The sequence below is a fragment of the Pseudomonas sp. SK3(2021) genome, from assembly GCF_016772375.1.
Taxonomy (GTDB): domain Bacteria; phylum Pseudomonadota; class Gammaproteobacteria; order Pseudomonadales; family Pseudomonadaceae; genus Aquipseudomonas; species Aquipseudomonas chlororaphis_I.
Window position 1 is genome coordinate 6,448,953 of sequence record NZ_CP061943.1, and the last position, 19,066, is coordinate 6,468,018.

18 protein-coding genes and 1 pseudogene are annotated in these 19,066 nt (G+C 63.1%); 6 read left to right on the plus strand and 13 right to left on the minus strand.

What is annotated here, in order from left to right:
- Positions 1-201 precede the first annotated feature (201 nt).
- From IF690_RS28745 to IF690_RS28755, 3 genes are all read right to left on the minus strand, one after another.
- Entirely contained in the window at positions 202-834 is a 633-nt protein-coding gene (locus IF690_RS28745) for a LysE family transporter (RefSeq protein WP_038574875.1), read from the minus strand.
- Between the two features lie 205 nt (positions 835-1,039).
- Positions 1,040-1,621 carry a mechanosensitive ion channel family protein gene (locus tag IF690_RS28750; protein WP_202698339.1) on the minus strand — a complete coding sequence of 194 codons (582 nt, stop codon included), beginning with the start codon at positions 1,619-1,621 and terminating at the stop codon, positions 1,040-1,042.
- The gene (locus IF690_RS28755; protein WP_202698340.1) at positions 1,621-3,531 is read right to left on the minus strand and encodes an ATP-binding cassette domain-containing protein; all 1,911 of its coding nucleotides are present in this window, start codon (positions 3,529-3,531) and stop codon (positions 1,621-1,623) included. The genes IF690_RS28750 and IF690_RS28755 overlap by 1 nt, the downstream gene beginning before the upstream one ends.
- Positions 3,532-3,581: 50 nt before the next feature.
- On the opposite strand from IF690_RS28755, the gene IF690_RS28760 reads away from it, so the two are divergent.
- The gene (locus IF690_RS28760) at positions 3,582-4,046 is read left to right on the plus strand and encodes a TIGR02444 family protein (protein ID WP_202698341.1); all 465 of its coding nucleotides are present in this window, start codon (positions 3,582-3,584) and stop codon (positions 4,044-4,046) included.
- Here IF690_RS28760 and IF690_RS28765 read toward each other — a convergent pair.
- The gene (locus IF690_RS28765; RefSeq protein ID WP_202698342.1) at positions 4,043-5,212 is read right to left on the minus strand and encodes an AlgP family protein; all 1,170 of its coding nucleotides are present in this window, start codon (positions 5,210-5,212) and stop codon (positions 4,043-4,045) included. The two genes, IF690_RS28760 and IF690_RS28765, sit on opposite strands and share 4 nt — an antisense overlap.
- Positions 5,213-5,405: 193 nt before the next feature.
- Here IF690_RS28765 and IF690_RS28770 point away from each other — a divergent pair, with 193 nt between their 5' ends.
- Positions 5,406-6,071: an FKBP-type peptidyl-prolyl cis-trans isomerase gene (locus IF690_RS28770; protein ID WP_202698343.1), complete on the plus strand. Its 666-nt coding sequence runs from the start codon at positions 5,406-5,408 to the stop codon at positions 6,069-6,071.
- A 63-nt stretch (positions 6,072-6,134) separates the two neighbouring features.
- Here IF690_RS28770 and rsd read toward each other — a convergent pair whose 3' ends face one another.
- From rsd to IF690_RS29400, 8 genes and pseudogenes are all read right to left on the minus strand, one after another.
- On the minus strand, positions 6,135-6,593 hold the full coding sequence (rsd, locus tag IF690_RS28775; protein ID WP_202698344.1) for a sigma D regulator: 459 nt from the start codon (positions 6,591-6,593) through the stop codon (positions 6,135-6,137).
- Positions 6,594-6,801: 208 nt separating this feature from the next.
- The gene (locus IF690_RS28780; RefSeq protein ID WP_202698345.1) at positions 6,802-7,323 is read right to left on the minus strand and encodes a disulfide bond formation protein B; all 522 of its coding nucleotides are present in this window, start codon (positions 7,321-7,323) and stop codon (positions 6,802-6,804) included.
- A gap of 162 nt (positions 7,324-7,485) precedes the next feature.
- Entirely contained in the window at positions 7,486-8,724 is a 1,239-nt protein-coding gene (locus IF690_RS28785) for a heme biosynthesis protein HemY (protein WP_202698346.1), read from the minus strand.
- Complete coding sequence (locus tag IF690_RS28790) at positions 8,721-9,860, minus strand: uroporphyrinogen-III C-methyltransferase (protein WP_202698347.1); 1,140 nt, start codon at positions 9,858-9,860, stop codon at positions 8,721-8,723. The genes IF690_RS28785 and IF690_RS28790 overlap by 4 nt, the downstream gene beginning before the upstream one ends.
- Positions 9,861-9,877: 17 nt before the next feature.
- The gene (locus IF690_RS28795) at positions 9,878-10,645 is read right to left on the minus strand and encodes a uroporphyrinogen-III synthase (RefSeq protein ID WP_202698348.1); all 768 of its coding nucleotides are present in this window, start codon (positions 10,643-10,645) and stop codon (positions 9,878-9,880) included.
- Positions 10,642-11,583, minus strand: a complete 942-nt coding sequence (gene hemC, locus IF690_RS28800) for a hydroxymethylbilane synthase (protein WP_202698349.1) — start codon at positions 11,581-11,583, stop codon at positions 10,642-10,644. Before hemC ends, IF690_RS28795 begins: the two co-directional genes overlap by 4 nt.
- A gap of 140 nt (positions 11,584-11,723) precedes the next feature.
- The gene (locus IF690_RS28805) at positions 11,724-12,470 is read right to left on the minus strand and encodes a LytR/AlgR family response regulator transcription factor (protein WP_202698350.1); all 747 of its coding nucleotides are present in this window, start codon (positions 12,468-12,470) and stop codon (positions 11,724-11,726) included.
- Positions 12,467-12,622 (minus strand): annotated as a pseudogene (locus IF690_RS29400) (sensor histidine kinase); the annotation flags it as partial. The pseudogene IF690_RS29400 and the gene IF690_RS28805, both read right to left, overlap by 4 nt.
- A gap of 440 nt (positions 12,623-13,062) precedes the next feature.
- On the opposite strand from IF690_RS29400, the gene argH reads away from it, so the two are divergent.
- The gene (gene argH / locus IF690_RS28810; RefSeq protein WP_009051440.1) at positions 13,063-14,457 is read left to right on the plus strand and encodes an argininosuccinate lyase; all 1,395 of its coding nucleotides are present in this window, start codon (positions 13,063-13,065) and stop codon (positions 14,455-14,457) included.
- Between the two features lie 69 nt (positions 14,458-14,526).
- Here the strand turns inward: argH and IF690_RS28815 are convergent, their stop codons facing one another.
- Positions 14,527-15,183, minus strand: coding sequence for a glutathione S-transferase family protein (locus IF690_RS28815; protein ID WP_202701768.1), 657 nt, complete (start codon positions 15,181-15,183; stop codon positions 14,527-14,529).
- Between the two features lie 125 nt (positions 15,184-15,308).
- Between IF690_RS28815 and IF690_RS28820 the strand changes: the two genes are divergently transcribed.
- The 3 genes from IF690_RS28820 (at position 15,309) to IF690_RS28830 (ending at position 19,063) form a co-directional block, all read left to right on the plus strand.
- A complete protein-coding gene (locus tag IF690_RS28820) occupies positions 15,309-15,605 on the plus strand; it encodes a hypothetical protein (RefSeq protein ID WP_202698351.1) in 297 nt (98 codons plus the stop codon).
- Positions 15,606-15,791: 186 nt separating this feature from the next.
- Positions 15,792-16,037 carry a TIGR02647 family protein gene (locus IF690_RS28825; protein ID WP_023967863.1) on the plus strand — a complete coding sequence of 82 codons (246 nt, stop codon included), beginning with the start codon at positions 15,792-15,794 and terminating at the stop codon, positions 16,035-16,037.
- A gap of 176 nt (positions 16,038-16,213) precedes the next feature.
- Positions 16,214-19,063: a class I adenylate cyclase gene (locus IF690_RS28830; RefSeq protein ID WP_202698352.1), complete on the plus strand. Its 2,850-nt coding sequence runs from the start codon at positions 16,214-16,216 to the stop codon at positions 19,061-19,063.
- The last annotated feature ends 3 nt before the right edge of the window (positions 19,064-19,066 follow it).

Consider the following 19,066-nt stretch of genomic DNA (forward strand, 5'->3'; position numbering starts at 1 on the left):
CGTTGTCACACGCGACACCCAGACGCTGTTGCACCTGATACCGGGCCAAAGCCTTGAATCACCTGGGGTCCGGGGTTTCCTGAACAAAGATGAAATAAATCCGGGCGGCAACGGGACCGGTTCATGCTCACGGATCCCCCCTGGGGACACAGCTATAAAAAAGGCGCCCTCGATAGGCGCCTTTTTGATACGGCCAGCCTCTTAGACCGGCGCTTTGCGAATGGTCGCCAGCAATCCGGCGGCACCGAGGAACAGACCGGCGAAGGTGCGGTTCATGCGGCGTTGCTGGGTAGGCGTGCGCAGCAGGCGCAGGACCTTGGAAGCCAGGCCGGTGTAGCCGGCCATGACGATCAGGTCGACGGTAATCATGGTCGCGCCGAGGATCAGGTATTGCTTCACCAGCGGCGCATGAGGATCGATGAACTGCGGCAGGACCGCCAGCATGAACACCAGCGCCTTGGGGTTGCTGATGTTGACCAGGAAGCCGCGGAACACCAGGGCCAGGGGTTTGCCGATCGGCCGGATCGCGGCGTCGTCGCTCAGGTCGCTGGGCAGCGCGCGCCACTGTTTGACCGCGAGGTAGACCAGGTAAGCCACGCCGAACCATTTGATCGCGTAAAAGGCGGTCGAGGATGCCGCGAGAATCGCCCCCACACCGGCCGCGACAATCGCGATCTGCATGGCCAGGCCCAGTTGCAGGCCCAGGGCGTTCCAGTAACCGCGCCAGAAACCGTATTGCAGACCGCAGGACATCGACGCAATCGCGCCGGCCCCCGGGGAAAGGCTGATCACCCAGCAGGCGGCAAAAAACGCCAGCCATGTCTCAAGCACCATCGCACACCTCGGCTCGAATTCGTCGTAGACGCCTAAGCTAATGCGCTGGCGGGCGGATGACCATAGATTTTTGTCGGACAGGCATCGCCGACCGACTGTAGCTGCTGCCAAAGGTTGCACTAAGGTCCGCAGGAACTTCCTGCGATCTCAAGAGCGCGTCTGCTTCGCAGCCGATCGCAGCGGCTACAGGGACGGCACAGGGGGGCTATTTCTCGCCGGAGCCCATCGACAGCGCATCGCTGCCACGCCAACGGCGCACCGAGCGCTGGAAGAACAGGCTGTTGGGCACTTGCACCATGACGCCGCCGGTGCCGGCTTCCTCGGCTTCGATCAACGAGGTGTACAGCAGGTTGATTGCCACCACCCGGCCCTTGATGCCCGGCTTGTCGAGGGTGTCCACCAGCTCGACCACATCGCCGATGCGGAACGGGCCCACGGTAAAGATCAGGATGGCGCACAGCAGGTTGGACAACACGCTCCACATGGCGAAGAAGGCTACCGCCGCCACCGCGACAAAACCGGACAGGGCAGTCCAGAGCACCGTCGCCGACACCCCGAGCCGTTCCAGGACGAAGATCAGCGCGCTACCCATGATCAGCCAGCGCAAGCCGCCGCGCAGCGGCATCAGCAGCTGCGGCGGGAACGGATAACGTTCACCCAGGCGGGTCAGGCAGCGCGCGACAAAACGCTGGGCGATGTAGCCAGCCAACAGGATCAGCAGGATTTGCACAGTGACCCACAGCGGCTCGACCCACATGATCGGCACAGGCAGCTTGAACGCGTCCATCAGGACAAGGCTTCCAGTTCCGCCTGCATGCTTTCCAGCAGTTCCAGCGCTTCCATCCAGGCCTCTTCCAGCTCGCCTTCGCGGACCTTCAGCTTGGCCTGCTCGGCCAGCAGATCACGTAATTCATCCTTGCGGGCCGCTTCGTAGATGCCACTGTCGCCGAGACTGGCTTCGATTTTCGCCAGCCGCTCGTGGACCTTGCCCAGCTCGGTTTCCAGCTTGTCGGCTTCACGCTTGTGTGGAGCCAGCTGCTGACGCAGGGCCGCTGCGGCCTGGCGCTGGGCCTTCTTGTCGGTCTTGTCCGGGTTGACCGTGGTCGTGCTGACCGGCGCGTTGCGCTGGCGGTAGTCCACCAGCCAGCGTGCGTAATCGTCCAGGTCGCCGTCGAATTCCTCGACCTTGCCGTCAGCCACCAGGAAGAAGTTGTCGGTGGTGCTTTTCAACAGGTGACGGTCGTGGGAAACCACCAGTACCGCGCCGCTGAACTCTTGCAGGGCCATGGTCAGGGCCAGGCGCATCTCCAGGTCCAGGTGGTTGGTCGGTTCGTCGAGCAGCAGCAGGTTCGGGCGGTCCCAGGCAATCAGGGCCAAAGCCAGGCGCGCCTTTTCGCCACCAGAGAAGTTCAGCACCGGCTCGTCGATACGCGCGCCGCGGAAGTCGAAGCCGCCGAGGAAATCGCGCAGGGTCTGCTCGCGCTCGGTCGGTGCCAGGCGCTGCAAATGCAGCAACGGGCTGGCCTTGGCATCGAGCGAGTCCAGCTGGTGCTGGGCGAAGTAGCCGACGACGGTGTTCTCGCCACGGGTCAGGCGGCCACTCAGCGGCGACAGCTCGCCGGAGAGGTTCTTGATCAGGGTCGACTTGCCGGCGCCGTTGGGACCGAGCAGACCGATGCGCGCACCCGGGGTCAGTTGCAGCTTGACCTTCTCCAGTACTGTCTTCTCGCCGTAACCCAGGCGAGCATCGGACAGATCGAGCAGCGGGCTGGAGATCTTTTCCGACTCGCGGAAAACGAAGTCGAACGGCGAGTCGACATGGGCGGCGGACAGCTCTTCCATCCGCTCCAGGGCCTTGATCCGGCTCTGGGCCTGGCGGGCCTTGGTGGCCTGGGCCTTGAAGCGCGCAATGTACTTTTCCATGTGCGCGCGTTGCGCCTGCTGCTTCTCGTAGGCTTGCTGCTGTTGTGCCAGACGTTCGGCACGGGCCCGTTCGAAGGCGCTGTAGCCACCGCGATAGAGGGTGATCTTGCGCTGATCGACGTGAGCCACATGGTCGACCACCGCATCGAGGAAATCGCGGTCGTGGGAAATCAGCAGCAAGGTACCGGGATAGCCCTTGAGCCAGTCCTCCAGCCAGAGGATCGCATCGAGGTCCAGGTGGTTGGTCGGTTCGTCGAGCAGCAGCAGGTCCGACGGACACATCAGCGCCTGCGCCAGGTTCAGGCGCATCCGCCAGCCACCGGAGAAATCGCCGACCTGACGGTCCATCTGCTCGTTGCTGAAACCCAGGCCAGCCAGCAGCTTGCGCGCCCGGGCGTCGGCGGTATAACCGTCGGCGCTGTCCAGCTCAGCATGCAGGCGCGCCAGGGCCGCACCGTCATGGGCCGCTTCGGCGGCGGCCAACTCGCGCTGCACCTGACGCAGGCGCAGGTCGCCATCGAGCACGTAGTCGACCGCCAGCCGCTCGAGGGTGTCGACCTCCTGGCGCATGTGGGCGATGCGCCAGTCGGCGGGCAGGAAGCAGTCGCCCGAATCCGGGTGCAACTCGCCGCGCAGCAAGGCGAACAGGCTGGATTTGCCGGCGCCGTTGGCACCGATCAGGCCGGCTTTCTGGCCGGCGTGCAGGGTCAGCTCGGCGTCTTCTAGCAGACGTTGCGGACCACGCTGTAAAGTCAGGTTCTGAAGTCGAATCATAATGGCGGCGGAGTCTACCAGCTTCGTTCGCAACTGGCGCGAGTAGCAATATGTCCTCTGACCTATGGAGCTTCACCCTCAAGACCTACGCCCGCCCGGGCGTCGAAGCAGCCTGTCTGGACCTTCAGGCGGCCGGGGCCAATGTCTGCCTTCTACTCTGCGCGGCCTGGCTCGGCGCACGCGGGGTGGCCTGCACCGCCCAGCGCCTGCAACAACTGCGAAGCCTGGGCCAGCCCTGGCACGACGAAGTCGTCAGACCGCTGCGCCAGCTGCGCACGCAATGGCGCCCGGCCGCGAGCACGGATCCGGAACTGGCGGTCTTGCGCGAACAGGTCAAGGCATTGGAACTGGAGGCCGAACGGCAACTGCTATTGCGCCTGGAAGCGCTGGCGGAGGGATGGTCGGAGGGTGATACGCAGGATCTGCAGGGCTGGCTGGAAGGTTTGGCGGCCGAAGCCGCCAACCTCAACCGCGACGCGCTGCAGGCGCTGCGCGTCGCGGTGACCGACGCTTAGGAAGCGCTGGTTGGCGTGGTGCCGGCGGAAGCGGCAGCCGGAGCTGGCGCAGCAGTCGCCGCCGGAGCTGGCGAAGATACCGGTGCCGCCGGCTTGACAGCCGGAATTGCCGGAGTGGCTGGCTTGGCGGCCGCTGGAGCGGTGGCCGGTTTGGCAGCAGCCGGTTTGGTGGCGACTGGCTTCTTCGCGGCAGGTTTTGCTGCAGGCTTGGCTGCAGGTTTCACGGCGGGTTTTGCCGCTGGCTTGGCAGTTGCAGGTTTGGCTGCGGCGGTTTTCGCCACTGGCTTGGCAGCCGTGGAAGCCACCGGCTTGGCGGCTGCAGGTTTAGCGGCTGCCTTCACCGGAGCTTTTGCCGCAGCCGGTTTGGCGGCCGGCTTCGCCGCCGCTTTTGCCGCTACCGGCTTAGCCGCTGGCTTGGCAGCAGCAGGCTTGGCCGCTGCGGTTTTAGCCGCAGGCTTGGCGGCGGGTTTGGCCGCAGGTTTTGCTGCTGGCTTGGCAGCGGGTTTCGCTGCAGCCGGTTTGGCAGCCACTGTTTTCGCAGCAGGTTTGGCGACAGGTTTCGCAGATGCTTTTGCAGCAGCCGGTTTAGCCGCTGGCTTGGCAGTTGCAGGTTTGGCTGCGGCGGTTTTCGCCACTGGCTTGGCAGCGGGTTTGGCGGCCGGTTTGCTGGCAGCTTTTACCGGTGCTTTAGCAGCAGCTTTGGCAGGGGTTTTGGCCGCTGGCTTGGCTGCGGCTTTCTGCGCTGGAGCGGCTGCCGGTTTGGTGGAGCGAGTACTCAGCAATTTGGCTGCGGCTTCTTTCACACGACCGACGCCCTGGGCCAGTTTCAGGCTTTCCTGAGCGTCGCGCTTGAGTTGCAGAATGTAGGCGCGGGTTTCGGATTGACGTGCCTTGAGTGCATCGAGCAGGTCTTCAAGTTCTTTCACTGCGTCCTTGGCTTTGGCTTGTGCCTTGGCCTTGCCGGCCGCCGCGGCGTCCTGCAATTTGGTGCGCGATTTGTGCAGTTTTTCCTGTGCCTTACCGCGTTGCTTTTCCAGTTTGGCGAGCAGTTTTTCAGCATCAGCCAAGGCTTGGGAACAAGCGTTTTCCAAGTGTTCGAGCAGGCTGCCCGAAAGCTGTTGGAGCAAATGCAACGGAGTACTTACAGGCTTCTTATTGGCCGACATGGTTTACCTCCTGGCTGACGTGAGTTGCGGCTCATACTAGACCTCTGCTGCTACCGCCGCTAGGGCATGTTGACAGTATCGAATGCCATGCGTTGCAGAGGATCGAAAATGTTCTTCGCGCATAAGAAAGTTACTCACCAGCCGCCCCATCCACGCTGGCATAATCCACCTCGTCTCAGGCCGGAGAGCGCCCATGTCGCGTTACCTTTTTTTATCCTTGTGTGTGTTATTGCCACTGGCTCAGGCCGCCGAAGATTCGCAGAAAACCGATGCCCACGATCTCGCCTACAGCCTGGGTGCCAGCCTCGGCGGACGCCTGCGCCAGGAGGTGCCGGACCTGCAGATCCAGGCATTGGTGGAGGGCTTGAAACAGGCCTACCAAGGCAAGCCTCTGGCACTCAAGGACGAGCGTATCGAACAGATCCTCGCCCAGCATGAAGCCCGGGTCGGCGAGCAGGCGGACAAGCCGCGCATCGAGGTGGCGCTGGAAAACGAACAGCGTTTTCTCTCGGCCGAAAAGGCCAAGCCAGGCGTACGCGAACTGGAGAACGGCATCCTGCTGACCGAGCTGGCACCCGGCAATGGAGTACGACCAGGAGCCAATGGTTCGGTACAGGTTCGCTACATCGGACGCCTGCCCGACGGCACGGTGTTCGATCAGAATCAGCAGCCGCAGTGGTTCCGCCTGGACAGTGTGATTGCCGGATGGCGCAGCGCCTTGCAGCAGATGCCGACGGGGGCGAAGTGGCGCCTGGTGATTCCTTCGGCCCAGGCTTACGGCGCCGACGGCGCGGGCGATTTGATCGCGCCTTACACCCCCCTGGTGTTTGAAATCGAGCTGCTGGGGGCTACCGGCTAGGGTGGCGCAGAAACGAAAAACGGTGCGCAATGCGCACCGTTTCGGTAAAGCGTTCGCTGCAAGTCAGGCCTGAACGGCGGCCTCTTCCTTGTGAGCGTTGTGCAGCACTTCGATCAGGCAATCTTCCAGCTCGAAGCGCTCATGCAGCAGACCGCCCAGCTCCTTGAACTTCTCCGCCACGCATTTTCCTTCATCGCACAGGTCGTTGAACGCCAGCAGCTTTTCAGTGATGACATCGATCCGTGGATAGAGGGTTTCGGCCAGTTCGAGCCCGCGCTTGTCGTTGAAGGCCTTGGCCTCGCCGGTCAACTGCTCGTAGATTTCAAAGTGGCCGGCGGAGACGTAGTCCACCAGGATTGCGCAGAACTCCTGCAGCAGCTGTCGATTTTCAGCCAGCGTCTCAGGCTCTGCGCCGAGAGCATCATAGGCCCGAACCAGTTCGTGACGCTCCTGCAACCAGCGATCGATCAGCAGATGCACTCCACCCCAGCGTTCCTGAGCATTCTGACAACTTTCGAGCATGGCGATCTCTCTTCCCTTATGGGTCATGCCGCTCTGAATCCGCCACTGGACTGAACATCAGCACCTGGCCAGGCAGAACAGCATCGAGCAACGTAATTGCGGTGACACGTGCGGGCCAGATTATGCCCGCTCGACAGCCGCTTCAAGGTACGCAGGAGATAAAGTTCATACAAGTGTTTAATCTTGCGCCCCGTCGCAAATCGACGATTCAGGTCGCGGCCGCCCTGCGCCGCCCCCGGGGTAGAAGCCGCGCCAGACGATAGGCACTCAAAATCATCACGCCGATGAAAAACAACAGGCTCCACTCCGCGGCACTCATGTCCAGCAGCGTCCAGGTGACCTCCGCACACTGCGCAGTCCCGGTGAAAACCAACTGCAAGGCACGCCCCCAGGACAGGTTGCCAAGCATGAATGGCATGTCCGGCAAGCACGCCAACAACTGATCCGAAGGAATGTTCTGCAACAGCACATGGCGCCCTGCCGTGACGACACCCGCCAGGCTGCAGAGCAGCTCCAACAGCCAATACAGGGCACTCGCCGGGTATTGTGGCCCCTGCACGGCCGCGACCAGGCTGATCGAAGTCAACAGCAGCGCGAAGAAACGTTGCACCACCCACAACAGGCAAGGCTCGAGCCCAACCCCGTACTCCAGGTGAAACGAAGCCCACAGGGCCAAGGCACCGGTAAAAAACACAAGGGAGAACAGCAAGCGTGAGCCGGCCAGCGACATGGTGTATCCACAACGGAAGAAACAGGCTGCCACGGTAGAGAAAGCGCTCGGCCCTTTCAAGGCGCGCCATGACAAGATCGAGTGTGGCAAACGGGCACAATGGCCAGATCGGGGAGGTTCACAGACGGGCCGCCCCTCCAGGGACGGCCCAGCCCTGCGGGTTTATACCCTGGCGGGCACCGGCAACGGCGATGCCAGCAGACGCTCGTCCAACAGCCCCAGACCTTCCTGGAACAGCTGGTTGCTGCGCTCGGTATCGCCCAACTGCGCCAGCAACCGGGCCAGCTCGGCGCAAGCCTCAGGGTTGCGCTGCAGGCGCAGGCTGCTTTCCAGATAGTCCCGCGCCTTGCCCCAGAGACTGGTTTGCAGGCACAGGCGACCCAGGGTCAGCAGCAGGCTCGGATCGTTCGGATGATCCTTGAGCCATTGCTCGGCAAACTGCAGTTGCCGCGCCGGGTCACTGCCGCGCAACAAGCCGTAAAGCCGCGCCAGATGGCTGTCGTATTTACGCTTGAGAGCGACGCGCAGCACTTCTTCGGCCTCGGCCTCGGCACCCAATTGACGCAGTTGCTCGGCGTAGGCCAGCACCAGTTGCGGTTCCTGACGTTGAGCCGCGGTCAGTTGCTGCCAGGCGCGATTGAGCGATTGCAGGCCGACCGCACCGTCTTCTTCGCGATGCGCCGCGAGGGTCAGGTTCTCGCCCCAGGCCCGACGCTCCAGCTCGGCCAGTTCATTGGCGGGCAGGACCTTGTCCTTGCGCAGTTCGGGCAGCAGCCGAATCACCGCCGACCAGTCGCCCCGCTGCTGATGCAGACGCTGCAACTGCCGCAGCACCTGGACACTGTGCGGGTGACGCTCGTGCATGGCTTGCAGGGTGATCAGGGCGCCTTCGGTATCACCCCGATCGGTCTGCAGCTGGGCATGACTCAAGGCCACCGCCAGCTCGGCCTGGGGCTGCCGCTCGAGGGCACGCTCCAGCAGGCTGTCGCACTGCTCGTAATTTCCCAGCTCGTTCGCCGCCCGGGCTGCGCCGAGGTAGTAAAGGAGAGGCTGGCGCTCGGCTTCCGCGGCACGATGCAAATGCTTCTGGGCGCTGGCCCAGCGGCCTTCGGCAAGATCCATCTGGCCCTGCTCGATGGCGATCTGCACGCGACGGCTGCGGTTGCGCCGCGACCAGGGATTGACCACGCCGCTGGAGGCCATCACCAGCTCGATCAGCGCCTTGATACCCCAGATCACCAGCCAGATCACCGCGACCAGTGCCAGGGTCGCCCACAGGCTCGACTCATAACGGAAGCTGTCGTAGGCAATCAGGATGTACCCGGAATGCTCGGCAATCGCCAACCCCAGCAATCCCGAGGCGGCGATCACCAGGAACAGAATCACGTACAGGCGCTTCATGGGCTGGTCTCCTGCGGGGCATTCGCAGCAGGCTTGGCCAGTGGTTTCACCGACTCTTCAGCGCTCAGGTTACGCCGTTCCAGGTAGGCCTGAACGGCGCTCAGGGTCTGGGTCAGGTCCGGCGTCTGCACAGTGACCGGCTGTTTACTCAGTTCGGACACGCGCTCCAGCATGAGCTTGCTCTGCGGGTTGTCCTGATTGAAATTACCCTTCAACACATCGCGGGCTTCCGCCAGCGCCTGGGTATACACCGGCGCCTGGCCGTTCAGCGCCGCCCACTGGGCCTGCTCCAGGGCCAGGCTCAAGGCCAGGCGCACCTGCGTCAGGCTTTGCCCGGCGAGCAGCGGCCGCACATTCTTGTCCGCGTTGAAGTCGATACGAATGTAACGCGAGATCTGGTCCCACCATTGCGCCCAGCGACTGGCGCCGTCGCCGTCGGCGGTCAGGCCCAACAGCGAATCGCCACGGTCGCGGTACTCGGGGGCCAGTTCGGTAAGCTCGGTCACCTGGTCGCGCAGTGCGCCCAGTTGCAGGAACAGTCCGGTGCGATCCGGCTGCTCGGTGCTGCGCAGGGCCGCAAGGCTCTTGGCCAACTGCTCGCGCGCGGCGAAAGAACCGGGATCGTTCTGCTCGCGCAGGATCTCGTCGGCGCCCTGCACCAGGGCCTGGGCACTGCTGATGTCCTGCAAGGCCGAAAGACGCAGGCTGGCCAGACGCAACAAATGTTCCGCCTCGGCCAGACGCCAGTCCTTGCGGCTGGCACCCAGCACGCTCTCCAGCTTCTGATTGAGTCGCTGCTGATCGCCCTGCAGTTGCGCGACCAGACGACGGCGCTCTTCCAGCTCATCGGCCGCCGGCAACTGCTCTAGGCGTGCCGTCAGGCGCTGCTCATTGAGCTTCAGGCTCTGCGCCTCGTCACCCAGGGCCTGCAACTGCCCCAGTTGCTGTTGATTGTTGGCCTGCAGGCTACGCACCTGCCAGACACCCCAGCCACCGGCAGCCACACCGGCCGCCCCCAGCAGCAGGGCGAGGATCGCCAACCCGTTGCCGCGGCGCTGCGGAGCAGGGGTTGCGGGCTCAGCCGGTGCGTCGATTACCGGCTGGACATCATCTTTAGGCAAGGCTGTTTCGCTCACGTATCCATCCTTTGCGTTTAGAGAACGGGCACGGGGTGCTCCCGTAACGCCGTTAGCAAGGCCGCGGCGCTGGCACCACGACAATCCACAACTTTCTCGGCCCCGGCGGCACGCGCCATTTCGGCGACCCGGGGGCTCGGTACAAACAACGGCAGCCGCGCCACCTGTGGCCAGGCCTCGCCGGCCAACTGCTGCAAGTGCTCGAAACCCTGCCCACTGCTGACCACCAGCCCATTCAAGCGTTCCGCCTGGATGCGTTGCATCAGCGCCCCATTGGCATAGCGTGGCAGGTCGCGGCGGTACAACTCCAGATAATCGACACTAGCACCTTGGCCGCGCAAACGCTCAGCCAGCAGCTCGCGGCCACCCTCCCCGCGCATGATCAGCACCCGCGGGCCGGGCCGCGCAATAGCCTCGCGCAACTGGGGAAGTTCAAGCAAGGCTTCACTGTCATCGCCTTGCTCGGGGAAAAAAACATCCAGGCCGTGATCGGCCAGAATCTGCGCCGTCGCGGCGCCCACACTGAACCAGCACTGGCTCGGCGGCTGCGGCCAGAACTGCTCGAGCAGTTGCACGGCCATTCGCGCGGCCGGCTTGCTGACCACGATCACCGCGCAGTACAGGTGCAGATCAAGCACTCTGGCGCGCCGGGTATCGTCAAAAGGCAGGGCCTGGATTTCCAGCAACGGCAGGCTGCTGCTGAATACTCCCGCTTCGCCCAGAACCTCAGCCAGCAGCGCCGACTCGTCCGTGGGCCGGGTCAGCAGCACACGCCAGTCGCTCACTCTTCGCCAGCCTCGCCATAGACCGCGCGCAGAATATCGTCGGCGCCCTGGGCCAGCAGATCCTCCGCGACCTGCACCCCAAGCGCCGCCGCCGCGCTGCGAGGAGCACGGGCCTCGGCGCTGAGCAGCACACCGCCGCTCGGTTCGCCGACCAGGCCGCGTAGCCACAGCTGGTCGCCTTCGAGCACCGCATAGCAGGCGATAGGCACTTGGCAGCCGCCATTCAGATGCTTGTTGAGGGCACGCTCGGCGGTGACCCGATCCGCCGTATCGGCATGATGCAGCGGCGCCAGCAGCTTATGGATCTCGCTGTCGGCCGTGCGGCACTCGATACCCACCGCACCCTGTCCGCCAGCCGGAAGACTGTCGTCAACGCTGATTGAAGAGCTGATGCGATCTTCGAAGCCAAGACGAATCAAGCCCGCAGCGGCCAGGATAATGGCGTCGTACTCACCGGCGTCGAGTTTGGCCAGGCGAGTGTTGACGTTGCCGCGCAGGAAACGGATCTGCAGGTCCGGACGACGAGCCAGCAGTTGCGCCTGGCGACGCAGGCTGGAGGTACCCACGACGCTGCCCACGGGCAGGTCGTCGAGACTGGAGTAGGTATTGGAGACAAAGGCATCGCGCGGGTCTTCGCGCTCGCAGATGCAGAACAGGCCCAGGCCTTCGGGGAAGTCCATCGGCACGTCTTTCATCGAATGCACGGCGATATCCGCTTCGTTTTCCAGCAGCGCGGTTTCCAGCTCCTTGACGAACAGCCCCTTGCCGCCGATTTTCGACAACGGCGAGTCGAGCAGTTTGTCACCGCGACTGACCATGGGCACCAGCGTCACGATCAACCCGGGGTGAGCGGCTTCCAGACGAGCTTTGACGTATTCGGCTTGCCACAAGGCCAAGGCACTTTTGCGGGTAGCGATGCGGATTTCGCGAGAGGACATGGATCAATCCGTACTGAAGAAAATACGGCAGATGATAACAGCTCAGCCAAATCAGCTTTGACTTGTATCAGGAACCGCGGCCCCTCCCTGGCTGCAGGAACGTTGCGGGCGGGGTGCATGACCCGCCCGACTGTCCAGATCTAGAGCTGCTGCATCATCTTGCGCACACCGGCCACATGCCGTCGGCTGACGATCAGCGCATCACCATTGAGCCCCTTGAGGAACAGCTGGAAATGCCCCAGCGGCGTACGCTGCAGGCGTTCGATGCGCTCACGGGCCACTAGGGCGTTGCGGTGGATGCGTACGAAACGCTCGCCAAACTCGTCCTCCAGCGCCTTCAGGGGTTCGTCCAGCAGGACTTCGCCGCTCTCATGGCGCAGGGTCACGTATTTGTGGTCGGCAATGAAATAGACGACCTGATCCAGAGGGATCAGCTCGATACCTTTGCGGGTGCGCGCACTGATATGGCTGCGGGGGCCGCTACCACTTTCGGCGGCGGGCCGGGTCAGGGCCGCCAACTGGACCCTGTTGGGGCGGTCGGCCTTTTTCAGCGCCTCGAGCAGATGCTCGGAACGCACCGGCTTGAGCAGGTGACCGACCTCGCTGACATCAAAAGCCTCGAGGGCGAATTCATCAGGGGCTGCACAAAACACCACGGCGGGCGGCGCTTCGCGTTCGCACAAGCGGGCGGCGACCTGCAGGCCATCGAGACCCGGCATGCGGATGTCGAGAAGCACGATATCCGGTTTCAGGCTATCGATCAGGGCCAATGCCTCTTCGCCATTGGTGGCGCTGGGCTCCAGGACACTGTATCCCTCAAGCTCACCGACCATACGGCTCAGTCGCTCTCGGGCTAGGGGTTCGTCATCAACGATCAGGACATTCATATTGCGCTGGATTCCTGCGTGAGTCTCGCACAAGGATAGCGTAGACAGGTGAAGTGACGTCCGTCACGGCGATCCACGCTAAGACTAGTGCGAGGGCCAAAAAGTGCCCCACGACGGGCACCATTATTTACCCGGGCCTGCTCGACACCGTTCAAGGCCCGCCACTGCACGGCATGGTCATGGGGACTGCTGATACAGGACACAAACACCCCCTCTCTTATAGTCGGCTTCCACCCCGGCCGCCTCCCTCGTGAATCGCGAGGTGGTGCCGGGACCGGAGCGCATGCGACAACGGTTGCGCAATCAGCGACCAGGCTCGATGAAACATCCGAGATTGCGCTGATCCTTCAGTCCAACTGTAGACGGTTGCCAAGACGATATTGCTCAATCGATAAATATCGTTACATCACCCCTCGCACCCCGCCTTCGCTCACCTAGTCTCTGCGCGCCCGAGGTCGGCGACAAGCGCCCGCGGCCCCCATGGCAGAAATAAAAACCTGCCGACCGGTGCCAGCTACAGGATTGGCAACCCTGTTATTATCCGCGGCAACTTTTCACCTCAATTCCCTTCCAGCCGATCACGAGCGAATTCATGAGCACTGACAAGACCAATCAGTCCTGGGGCGGCCGCTTCAGTGAGCCCGTCGACGCCTTCGTCGCCCGCTTCACCGCCTCCGTCACTTTCGACCAGCGCCTCTATCGTCACGACATCATGGGCTCGATCGCCCACGCCACCATGCTGGCCAAGGTCGGCGTACTGACCGATGCCGAACGCGACAGCATCATCGACGGCCTGAAAACCATCCAGGGCGAAATCGAGGCGGGCACCTTCGACTGGCGCGTCGACCTGGAAGATGTGCACATGAACATCGAAGCACGCCTGACCGACCGCATCGGCGTCACCGGCAAGAAGCTGCACACCGGCCGCAGCCGCAACGACCAGGTGGCCACCGATATCCGCCTGTGGCTGCGCGACGAAATCGACCTGATCCTGGCGGAAATCACCCGCCTGCAAAAAGGCCTGCTGGAGCAGGCCGAGCGCGAAGCCGACACCATCATGCCGGGGTTCACTCACCTGCAGACCGCACAGCCTGTGACTTTCGGTCATCACATGCTGGCCTGGTTCGAGATGCTCAGCCGCGACTACGAGCGCCTGGTCGATTGCCGCAAGCGCACCAACCGCATGCCTCTGGGCAGCGCCGCGCTGGCCGGCACCACCTACCCGATCGACCGCGAGCTGACCTGCCAGCTGCTGGGCTTCGACGCCGTCGGTGGCAACTCGCTGGACAATGTGTCTGATCGCGATTTCGCCATTGAGTTCTGCGCCGCCGCCAGCGTGGCCATGATGCACCTGTCGCGCTTCTCCGAAGAGCTGGTGCTGTGGACCAGTGCGCAGTTCCAGTTCATCGACCTGCCAGACCGCTTCTGCACCGGCAGCTCGATCATGCCGCAAAAGAAAAACCCGGACGTTCCGGAGCTGGTTCGCGGCAAGAGCGGCCGCGTGTTCGGTGCGCTGATGGGCCTGCTGACGCTGATGAAGGGCCAGCCCCTGGCCTACAACAAGGACAACCAGGAAGACAAGGAACCGCTGTTCGACGCCGCCGACACCCTGCGCGACTCGCTGCGCGCCTTTGCCGACATGATTCCGGCGATCAAGCCCAAGCACGCGATGATGCGCGAAGCGGCGCTGCGCGGCTTCTCCACCGCCACCGACCTGGCGGACTACCTGGTGCGCCGCGGCCTGCCATTCCGCGATTGCCACGAGATCGTTGGCCACGCCGTGAAGTACGGCGTGGAAACCGGCAAGGACCTGGCGGAAATGAGCCTGGAGGAACTGCGCAAGTTCAGCGACCAGATCGATCAGGACGTGTTTGCCGTGCTGACCCTGGAAGGCTCGGTCAATGCCCGTGACCACATCGGCGGCACCGCGCCGGCTCAAGTCAAGGCGGCGGTGGTTCGCGGCCAGGCGTTGCTGAGCAGTCGCTAAACGCTAGCGCGGGCAAGCCACGCTCTCACAAGAGTGTGGCTTGCCCGCAGTCAGCGACCTGAAGCCTTTCTATTTCTTGCTGGCGATCATCGCCAGGAACTGCGGCATTGCCGCGTCCTTGTCCGCCGCGACCCGCTGCACGTTGGGCATCTTTTCCAGGCGCGCCATCAAGGCTTTGGCTGCCGGCATCTCGGCCAAAAGATCCATACCGAACAGTTTCTGCCCTACCACGCAGGCCAGGCTCACGCTGTACAGGAAATACAGATCCGCCACGCTCAGGCTGCTGCCCGCCACATAAGGGGCGAACTTGCCGTGCCTGGCCAGCGAGGCGAACCCCAGCACCAGCTCATTGCGGGACTTCTCCTTGATCGCCTCGGGGACCGCCGTGCCGAAGAACGCTTCGCCGTAACAGGCCCGCGCCGGCAACTCGATGTAAAGCTCGATCTCCTTGGCCAGCGCCAGCACCTGGGCACGCTCGAACGGATCGCTTGGCAGCAGTGCCGGGCCAGGCTGGGTTTCGAGGTATTCGAGGATCACGCTGGTTTCGTTGATAACACCCTGCTCCACCCCCAGCACCGGCACCTTGCCGCGTGGGCTGATGGCCAACGCCTCAGGGCTTTGCCCGGCGTAGAACGGCACCTCTTCGAAAGGCAGACCTTTTTCCAGCAATGCCAGTTTCACCATGTTGTAGTAGTTGCTGACGGCGAATCCATAAAGCTTGAACATCATGTAGCCTCCAGGCCGGGTACGGGGTTGGCAGCCACTCTTATAGATCCTCGACTGCCGACTGGCCAGCAGCATCAGGCTCCTGAATACGGGTAAACTGGCGACCTTTCCTTGAGGAGCCTGCCATGAGCGAGCCAACCCCCGACATCCACCAGGATGACAACGACGAAGAAGCCTTCACCGAAAACACCCTGATCGAAGCAATCGAAAACCAGATCGAAAGCGACAACCCGCCCGCGGCCAAGGCCACCTTCAACAAGCTGACCCTGGTCGGCTATGAGCGTGACGAAATCCTCAACCTCATGGCTCACGTCCTGGCGGTGGAAATCGACGCGATCCTCGAAGAAGACCGCGCGTTCGACACCCAATGGTACGAAGCCGCGCTGCGCGCCCTGCCCGAGCTGCCGCCCGAGAAGAAGTAAGCCCGCCACGCCTCGCGCCCGCACCAGGCCGGCGCGATTGCGACCCTTGACTACACTGGTACGCACCCTGCGGCCAAATACCGCCGCCCAGGGGCGTAAAAGTCCGCAGCGGACACTGGACAGGCTGCACAACTGCGGTCACCTTAAGGACGCTGTCGCCTAATTCCTAGAAAGTCTGGAGTCCTTATGTCGTATACCCCTGAGTTGGTTGCCGAACTGGAAATCCTTGTACTCTTCAACCTGGACAGTTCCCAGGAAGGCCTGAAAATCCATCAGACCGCTGCCCCCCAAGCTATCGCCGCCGCACGACGCCTGTTCGAGAAAGAGCTCATTACCCAGCCCGATGGTGGTTACCTGACCAGCCTGGGCCGCGATGCCGCCGAGCATGCCCAAGGCCTGCTGACCATTCTGACGGTCAAAGAAGCCGCCTGAACGTTCTCCCCTACGGCCCTCGGAATCCCCGCCTGTCGGATTCCGCGGGCAAGCGCCAGCCATCCGCTGGAAATCTGACGTCAAAAATAAAATTCAGCTTAAAGGCCGCCCTCGACTGGCTGTAAACTCCTCCGCACACAAGACCTCCCACGTTCAAGCTTCGCGAGCCTGTTTGAATGACCCGCACCCATGAAATCCGCCCAGATCTGGACGAGGGAATCGACCGCAAGGTTCTCGGCCAGCTGCGCGCGCGCTTTCTGAAGCTCAACGAAGGGCGCCTGGGCCGGGCCATGGAAGGGTTGTCACCACGCCAGCAACTGGTGCTCAACCTGTTGCCGCTGTTCTTTCACGTCAACCACCCGTTATTGCCGGGCTATGTGTCGGGCGGCACACCGGCCGGGCTGTCGAACTACGAGCCCGACACGCCGACGCTCAACGAAGCCCAGCGCCTGACCCGTTCGTTTTCCTACAAGGCCCGGCCCGGCAACGCACCACGCCCCATCCATGGCCTGTTCCTGATGGGCAGCCTGGGCACCCTGGCCCAGGCCGACCAGAGTGATATGGACGTGTGGGTCTGCCATGCGCCCGATCTCGACGAGAACGAACTCGCCGAACTGCGCAAGAAATGCCTGCTGCTGGAAGCCTGGGCCACCAGCCAGGGCGCCGAGGCGCACTTCTTCCTGATCGACCCCAGCCGCTTTGTCCGTGGCGATCGCGACACCCAACTGAGCTCCGACGATTGCGGCACCACCCAGCACTACCTGCTGTTGGACGAGTTCTACCGCACCGCCATCTGGCTGGCTGGGCGTACGCCGCTGTGGTGGCTGGTGCCGGTGTATGAAGAAGCCCGCTACCACGAATACACCCATACGCTGCTGTCCAAGCGTTTCATCCCCGCCGATGAAAACCTCGACCTTGGCCATCTGGCTCATATTCCACCGGGGGAATTCATCGGCGCCGGGCTCTGGCAACTGTTCAAGGGTATCGAGTCGCCGTACAAGTCCGTGCTCAAGTTGCTGCTGACCGAGGTCTACGCCAGCGAACACCCGCGGGTGGAATGCCTGAGCCTGCGCTTCAAGCAGGCGGTGTTCGCCAACCGCCTGGACCTCGATGAGCTGGACCCGTACATCGTGGTCTACCGGCGCATCGAGGAATACCTCAAGGCCCGCGGCGAGCCGGAGCGCCTGGAGCTGGTGCGGCGCAGCCTGTACCTGAAGGTCAATCGCAAGCTCACCGGCGGCAACGGCGCGCGCAATCCGAGCTGGCAGCGCTCGCTGCTCGAACGGCTGGCCCACGAATGGGGCTGGGATCAGCGCCAACTGGCAATGCTCGACAGCCGCAGCCAGTGGAAAGTCCGCCAGGTCAGCGCCGAACGCCGGGCCCTGGTCAACGAACTGAACTACAGCTACCGCTTCCTGACTCAGTTCGCCCGTACCGAACAGGCCGTCGGCCTGATCAACAAGCGCGACCTGAATGTCCTTGGCCGCCGCCTGTACGCGGCCTTTGAACGCAAGGCCGGCAAGATCGAGTTCATCAACCCCGGCATTGCCCCGGACCTGGCCGAAGACACCCTGACCCTGGTGCAGTCGCCCAACAAGAAAGAACCTGGGCAAACCCACTGGGGCCTGTACAACGGCAGCCTGAATGCCTTGGAGTGGGAACATTTCGCGCCGATCAAGCGCAGCCGCGAACTGCTGGAGTTGCTGACCTGGTGCCATCGCAACGGCGTGATCGACAGCAGCACGCGCCTGGCGCTGCATCCAGGCAGCAGCGACCTGAGCGAGTTCGAGCTGTTCAATCTGCTGGGCAGCCTGCAGCAGACCATCGCCCTGCCCCTGGGCACCGTCAGCGAAGAACGCCTGCTGCACAGCAGCGTGCCCAGCGAAGTGCTGATCCTGGTGAACGTCGGCCGCGACCCGCTCAAGCATCACCGCGACCTGAACATCCTGATGACCACCGAGCGTACCGACTCTTTGAGCTACGCCGGGGTGCGGGAAAACCTGGTGCTGACCCTCGACCAGGTGACGCTCAACAGCTGGAACGAGGTCTTGGTCAGTCGTTACGACGGCGCCCATGCCCTGCTCGACTGCCTGCGTGACTACCTCAACAACCTGCCGCGCGGCCCTGAGCAGCCGAAGCTGCAAGTGCGCTGCTTTTGCCACAACCGCGCGCAGTTCATCGCCCAACGGGTCGAAGAGCTGTTCGACACGGCGCAGAACCTGTTGCTCAGCCAGCTCAATCACCGCTACCTGATCCAGGTGCAGCAGCATTACCACGTGCTGGAACTGGTGCCGGGCCAGGTCAATCATGTGGCGCTGGCGAGCCTGCCGGCGCTGATCGACTACCTGGGCGAAGAGCAGTCGAGCTACAGCCCGCTGTACCTGGACCCGATGGCCCTGGAAGAACACGACCTGGCGCTGATCCTGCCAATGGGCCAGCCCGACTGCATCCAGGTGTTCTACCGCGTCGTCGAGGCTCAGGCCGAGCTGTACGTGCTGGATGAGTTCGATGCGCTCTGGCAGCAACGCCTGCCCTACCACGACGAACAGAGCCTGCTGGTTCCCCTGCAACGCTTCCTGCAGTCGATCCTCTACCGGCGCGATGCCCAACTGCCGATGGAGGCCTCCCAGGCTCTCGTGCCGCTGGATATTTTGTATTACCAGATATTGCCTTCAGGCAGCACAAGGGCCCGTCGAATCGAGCCACGCCCGGCGCCACAGACACCGGCGAACAACGCCTTTTATGACGTGCAGGGCATCATCGGCAAAGCCGCACCGGGGCAGGTGCAGGTCACCCTGTATTGCAATCAACGGGAGTTTTCCGAGCTGGAGCATGGCGACCAGTTGTTCGCCGCGGTCGCTCAGGAGATTGTCGGCCAGCGCCGCGAAACCGAACGCTATCGCTGCTACATCACCGACCTGGACCTGTCCGGCCTGCTCGGTGACCACCACGGCTCAAGCAATCTCTACCTGCGCTACAAGGCCGACCTGGAGCGCGCCTTGAACGACGCGCTCGAGCAGGTCTAGCCG